The organism is Dehalococcoidia bacterium (assembly GCA_035574915.1).
In the GTDB taxonomy this organism is placed as follows: Bacteria; Chloroflexota; Dehalococcoidia; order DSTF01; family WHTK01; genus DATLYJ01.
On the sequence record DATLYJ010000151.1, the window covers coordinates 1 to 5,968 of the forward strand.

At 66.4% G+C, this 5,968-nt stretch carries 8 protein-coding genes; 1 reads left to right on the top strand and 7 read right to left on the bottom strand.

Features of this window, described 5'->3' with window-relative positions:
• The 7 genes from VNN10_13655 to VNN10_13685 form a co-directional block, all read right to left on the bottom strand.
• Positions 1-657: SDR family NAD(P)-dependent oxidoreductase (locus VNN10_13655; protein HXH23064.1), on the bottom strand; the 657-nt coding region annotated here is incomplete at its 3' end.
• A 72-nt stretch (positions 658-729) separates the two neighbouring features.
• Complete coding sequence (locus VNN10_13660) at positions 730-1,191, bottom strand: MaoC/PaaZ C-terminal domain-containing protein (GenBank protein HXH23065.1); 462 nt, start codon at positions 1,189-1,191, stop codon at positions 730-732.
• Between the two features lie 14 nt (positions 1,192-1,205).
• Entirely contained in the window at positions 1,206-1,706 is a 501-nt protein-coding gene (locus tag VNN10_13665) for a MaoC family dehydratase N-terminal domain-containing protein (protein HXH23066.1), read from the bottom strand.
• A 161-nt stretch (positions 1,707-1,867) separates the two neighbouring features.
• Complete coding sequence (locus VNN10_13670; protein HXH23067.1) at positions 1,868-2,083, bottom strand: DUF2277 domain-containing protein; 216 nt, start codon at positions 2,081-2,083, stop codon at positions 1,868-1,870.
• A gap of 110 nt (positions 2,084-2,193) precedes the next feature.
• Positions 2,194-3,603, bottom strand: a complete 1,410-nt coding sequence (gene zwf / locus VNN10_13675) for a glucose-6-phosphate dehydrogenase (protein HXH23068.1) — start codon at positions 3,601-3,603, stop codon at positions 2,194-2,196.
• Positions 3,604-3,632: 29 nt separating this feature from the next.
• Positions 3,633-4,865, bottom strand: a complete 1,233-nt coding sequence (locus VNN10_13680; protein ID HXH23069.1) for an MFS transporter — start codon at positions 4,863-4,865, stop codon at positions 3,633-3,635.
• Between the two features lie 13 nt (positions 4,866-4,878).
• Complete coding sequence (locus VNN10_13685; GenBank protein ID HXH23070.1) at positions 4,879-5,514, bottom strand: YIP1 family protein; 636 nt, start codon at positions 5,512-5,514, stop codon at positions 4,879-4,881.
• Between the two features lie 190 nt (positions 5,515-5,704).
• Between VNN10_13685 and VNN10_13690 the strand changes: the two genes are divergently transcribed.
• On the top strand, positions 5,705-5,968 hold a 264-nt coding region (locus tag VNN10_13690), incomplete at its 3' end, for a helix-turn-helix domain-containing protein (protein HXH23071.1).

The window sequence follows — 5,968 nt, forward strand, 5'->3', positions numbered from 1 at the left end:
GATGCCAGCGCGGGCGCGCAGCTCGCGCGCCTGGGGCGAGACCGTCTGCGTCATGCGGGTCGCGGCGCCGGGGGCGATGCCGTTACAGGTGACCCCGTAGCGGCCGAGGTCCCGCGCGACCACGCGGGTCAGTCCGGCGACACCGGCCTTGGCGGCGCCGTAGTTGGCCTGGCCAGCGTTGCCGATCAGACCGGAGGTGGAGCTGAAGTTGATGATGCGGCCCCAGCGCTGCTGGCGCATGAGGATCGAGGCCGGCTTGATGGTGCAGTACTGGCCCTTGAGGTGGACGGCGATGACCGCGTCCCACTCCTCCTCGGACATGTTGAAGATCATGCGGTCGCGCAGGATACCGGCGACGTTGATCAGCACGTCGATGCGGCCGAAGTTGTCCAGCGCCGTCTTGATGATGCTCTCGCCGCCCTCCACCGAGGCGACGGAGTCGAAGTTCGGGACGGCGGTGCCGCCCGCCTTTCTGATCTCTTCGACCACTTCCGCGGCAGGGCCGTTGTCATGCCCGGTGCCGTCCACGGCCACGCCCGGGTCGTTGACCACGACCTTGGCGCCCTCCTTGGCGGCGAGCAGGGCGATGCCACGCCCGATGCCGCGGCCGCCGCCGGTTACGACGGTGACCTTACCTTCGAGCCATCCGTTTGCCATATGCGTCCCCTCTCCTGACGGCCCCCAGATCGAAGTCAGGGGCTCGTACTCGGACGGTCCGTGACCGTCCGGCTAGCGCTTCGGCAGGGCGACGATGGCGTCGCCGGGCGTGGTCTTGATGCCCTCCGGGTTCTTCGGGCGCCCGTCGTCGTTCGCCTTACCAGTCTCAGTCCAGATCTCGAGCTCTACGAGGTTCTTGCCGCCCTCCTGGTACTTCTTCTTCACGATGCCCCGGCAGATGATCTCCTGGTTGGGATAGTCCATACCACGGTAGGAGCAGCCGTAACGCACGATCTGGCCCCCCGGCGCGATCCAGTCGTGCAGGAGCTGGCCGAGGAATGCATTCTTGAGGGCGCCATGGACGATGATGTCCTTGAGGCCGGTGCCTTTCGCGAATGTCTCGTCGTAGTGGATCTGATAGAAGTCACCGGAGGCGGCGGCCCACATCACCAGCTGCTGGGTGCTGCAGTTCTTCACCAGGCGCGGGATCTCGTCGCCTTCCTTAACGTCGTCCCAGTAGACCTGCTCTGCCATGCTCTTCCTCCGGCCTAGTAGTTGAGGCTCGTGCCGTAGCTGCGGGCGACGACTTCGCCGTTCTGGTTGGTGTAGGTGCTTTCGCGGCGGGTGATCACCATGGGCCCGAGGCTGCTGGTCACCTGCTCGATGCTGACAGTCTTGCTGACCGAGGTGAGGACGTCACCGGCGCAGATCGGGATGCCGGTGTACTCGTACTCGGTGCCGCCGTTGAGTACGCGCATGCGGCGGCCGCCGGGCCCGGCAGCGCCAGGGCCGCCCATTGCCGCCATGACGCCGGCCATGCGGTTGGGGTTGAAGACCGTGGTGCCCAGATATCCCGGCGGGCAGACGAGGCTGCGGTAGCCGCGAGCCTTTGCGGCCTCCTCGTCATAGAAGATGGGGTCGGTGTGCCCGACTGCCCGGGCGAACATCCGGATGCCGGTCTTGTCGACCTCGTGGCGGACGGGAGGGCTCTCTCGACCAATCGACGCGCGCATTTCGTCCGTGATCAGAGACGGCGCTTCCTGAGTCACACGTAGACCTCCTGGGCATGGAACAACAGTCGCGGTTCGCGGGGCGTCGAAAATCTACATCACGCTTACGTGAGTGTCAAACGAAATATGGCCTCCCTCCAGGCCAGCGCCGCCCGTGCTCGGCGACCGAAGCAGCGCCGCGGAGCAGCCTCCCTGGCGGCTCAGCCTGCGCGCGCCAGGCGGCTTGTCACCGCTTCGAGTAGCCTCGCCGAACTGGCCGCGATCTCGTCCACGGCGCGCGCGAAGGCCTCCTCGTGCGCCCTCGTGGGCTTCGAAAAGCCGCTCACCTTGCGCACGAACTGCAGGGCCGCCGCCCTGATCTCGTCCTCGCTCGCCATCTCATCGCGTTCTCTCAGGCGCTTGATGCTCCGGCACATGCAGGGACCTCGGGATTGGTGTGGACTCCGGCCTTGGACTCCCGGATCGGACTTTAGGCTCCGGCCAACAGAAGGACAACCAGAGTCCGGAATCCCGAGCGAGGAGTCTATCAGTGCAAGTACCACTGACGCGGGGCGATGAGCGCATCGGCTTCCTTCGGTCCCCAGGTGCCGGCCGGATAGTAGCGGATCGCTGGCAGGCGGTCGAGCACTGGCTGGAGTACCTCCCAGCACCGTTCGACGGCGTCGGCCCGGGCGAAGAGCGTGTGGTCGCCGCAGAGCGCATCGTAGATGAGGCGCTCATAGGCTTCCTGTGGCTGGCCCATGAAGGAGTCGCCGTAACGGAACTCCATCGTCACGGGCTTGACCTCGATCTCCGGCCCCGGGACTTTCGCCAGAATGCTCAGCTTTACGGACTCCTCCGGCTGTATCTCGATGCGCAGCAGGTTCGGGGGCAGGTCGCCGCACTGCATTTCTTCGAAGAAGTGCTTGGGGACGTCGCGGAAGGCGATGGAGATCTCGGTGTCGCGGCGGGGCAGGCGCTTGCCGGCCCGGACGTAGAATGGCACGCCGCTCCAGCGCCAGTTGTCGATCTCGACCCGCAACGCGGCAAAGGTCTCGGTCGTCGAGGTCGCGCTCACACCGGGCTCGTCGAGGTAACCGGCGACGTCACGGCCGTCGATCACGGCGCGGCTGTACTGTCCACGCACGACGTCGCCCGGGAGGACGGGCAGCAGGGCGGCGAAGACCTTCGCCTTCTCATCGCGGATCGCCTCGGCATTGAAAGCGACCGGCGGTTCCATCGCGAGCAGCGACAACACCTGGAGGGCGTGGTTCTGGATGATGTCTCGCAGTGCGCCTGTCTCTTCGTAGAAAGAGCCCCTGCCCTCTATACCGATATCCTCCGCGATCGTGAGCTGCACGTGGTCGATGGCGTCGCGGTTCCACACGCGCTCGAAGATCGAGTTGCCGAAGCGCAGTACGAGGATGTTCTGCACCGTCTCCTTGCCCAGGTAGTGGTCGATGCGGAAGACCTGCGACTCGTCGAAGTAGCGGCGGAGGACCGCGTTTAGCGCTCGCGCGGAGGCCAGGTCGCGGCCGAAGGGCTTCTCCACGATGATGGACATGCCTCCGTCCACGCCGACGCCGCCGAGGGCCTCCACCTGGGCTTCGAAGCTCGAGGGCGGGACTGCGAGATACACCAGGCGCCGGCCGGCGCTGGTCCGGCCGAGAGCTCTTCCGATGTCCTCCCCTGCCGGCACGTAGGTCAGCCTCTCGGCGAAACGCTGCCAGACTCGGTCGTCGAACTCGAGTGGCCCGAACTCGCGCACGGCCTCCAGTGCCCGGGCGCGGAAGTCGGCGTCGGTCCATTCGCTGCGAGCGACGCCGACGATGCGGCCTTCGCAGAGGAGGTCGCGCAGGAAGAGGTTGTACAGGGCGGGCAGGAGCTTGCGACGGGCCAGGTCGCCAGTGGCGCCGATTATGACGATGTCCTGCTCGGGAGGCTTCTCCAGCGCCATACGGACAGTGTAGCCCCGGCGGGCCGGCCTCAGGCCGCGGCCGTCGGGCCCGGTTCGATTTCGGCGCGTTCGGCGCGACGCCAGAAGTAGATGACCACGGGCAGGGAACAGGCGCTGAATACGGCAACGCCGCCGTAGAGCGCCCGCAGTGAGCGCTCATCGGCGACATAGCCGTAAAGCGGCGCCAGGAAGCTGCTGGCCAGGGCCGTGGCCAGAGCAAAGAGGGAGATGATCGTCGCCCGCTGCTGACTCGCAATGCGCGCGTTCACGTAATGCGAGACCAGCAGCATGCGCAGCGTGCCGCCTGCCGCGGCCATGGGCACGAAGGCAAAGGCATAGATCGAGTCCCACGCGGCGAGCGCAACGCAGGCCGCGATCGGCAGGACGGGGGTCATCGCCAGCGCTGTCCAGGCGCCGAGCCGGCGCTCGACGCGGAAGGCGGCGAACGAGGCAGCGACGGACACGAGCCGCACCGGTGTCATCAGCAAGCCCAGGCTCGCGGTCGAGGCGCCGTGGCCCTTGAGGTAAGGCTGCATGAAGTACTGCGTGACCATCGACGACATGCTGCCGAGGACGGCGAAGAGCATCACCAGCCGCAGCACGCGCCGGCCGCGGACCTCGCGCACCCCCGCGACGACGGTCTGGAGGTAGGGGAGCCGCGCCTCGTGGAGCGGCGGCTCGTGAAACGTAAGCGCGACCAGCACGGAGGCCGCGGTGATGCCAGCGCTGATCAGGATCGGCGTGGCCAGCGTCGTCTCGGCCGCAAGCGGCGCCCCGGCGAGCCCGGCGATGACGTTCGCCGCGACGGTTGTCGCGTTCACGCGGCCGAAGATGCGGCTGTAGTCGCCCTCGCGGCCCAAGAGTTTGAGGCTGTCGAACAGGAACGCCTGGTCGGCGCCGGACTGAAGGCCCATGCCTACGCCCCAGAAGACATAGGAGATGAGGATCAGGGCGTAGTTGTCGGCGATGCCAAAGACGAACACGGCGACCGTGAGGGTGACGCCGCCGAGGAGGAGAGAGATCTTGCGGCCGTAGCGGTCTGCAAGCGCGCCGGTAGGCACCTCGGCGAGCATCTGGGTGAGGAAGAACGGCATGTCCAGGAAGGTAATCTCGGTCAGCGAGAGTCCGCGCTGTTCCTGCAGGTAGACGATCCAGATGGGGATCCAGAGCTGCAGGGAGGTCAGGGCGGTGTAGAGGTAGAAACGCGGGACGTTCCGCTCGAGCGAGTGCCGCTCGGCGTCCGTCAGGGCAGCTTCGGTCAAGGCGTCCTGGACGCTAGTCGCCCACGAGGTCGCGGGCCTCGAAGAGGTCGGCGGCCGTCTCCGCGGGCACGTCGAAGAGGAATACACCCGGCGCGTACTGGTTCGTGCTCGAGGCCAGCAGGGTGAGCACGCTGGCCCAGACCACGAAGCCGGCGAAGCTCGACACGAGGACGCGGGCGGCATCTGCCGTGGTTACGCGCTGGATGGCGATCACGGAGAGCCCAAAGGCGAGCACCAGCGTGGCAATCCCGATGGCGAAGGAGATCTCTGGCACCCACATCAGCACGCCCAGGGCCAGCGGGGACATCGAGACGCCCATGACCCGGAGCAACTGCTCCAGGAAGACACGCTCGCGGAAGAACTGCGTGAGCAGGATGTACACGATGCCAAGCCAGACGATGTGCCAGATGGCGATGGCAAGAAGCGAGCCGATGACGGCGGACTTCAGGAGCACGTCGCCGGATTCGGGCAAGTCTTTGACCATCCACCAGAGCCAGCCGCCGATTCCGGAGAGCAGGATCGCGACGCTGACGACTATTACGGCGGGTATGGTCGAAGTGGGGTTGCCGCGGATGTCATCGAAGACAGAGGTGTCGAGCCTGGCGAGACGTCGAAGCCAGCCTAGGATGGTCTGCGGGTCAACGGCCAAGTAAGGAACCTCCACAAGTCCAGTTGCCGTGCTGGGGCCTGAGGGGTGCGGAACGCGACGCGCATTCTAGCACGCCCCCGGCAGCCCTCAGGCGATGGGCCGCCGCGCCTGTCGTTGCTCCGAGAATCTGTCCGCTGGTTCTGCTCAGTAGATTTGTCCGTTGAGACGCTAGCGATGATTCTGTCCTTTCATGAGAGAGGACCCGGTCATCTTGAGCCAGAAGGAGCAGACACGCTTGCGCGTGATCGCTGAAGTAGCAGCAGGGAGGTGGTCGGCGGCGGAGGCCGCCCGGACGCTGAAGCTGTCGGAGCGACAGATCCGGCGCTTGCGCAGAGGCTTCGCGGAGAGAGGCGCTAGGGCTTTCATGCACGGCAACCGCGGCCAGCCGTCGCCCCATCGCATCAGTGATGAGGTACGCGCCAGAGTGGTGGAGCTGGGTGCTGGCCGCTACGCC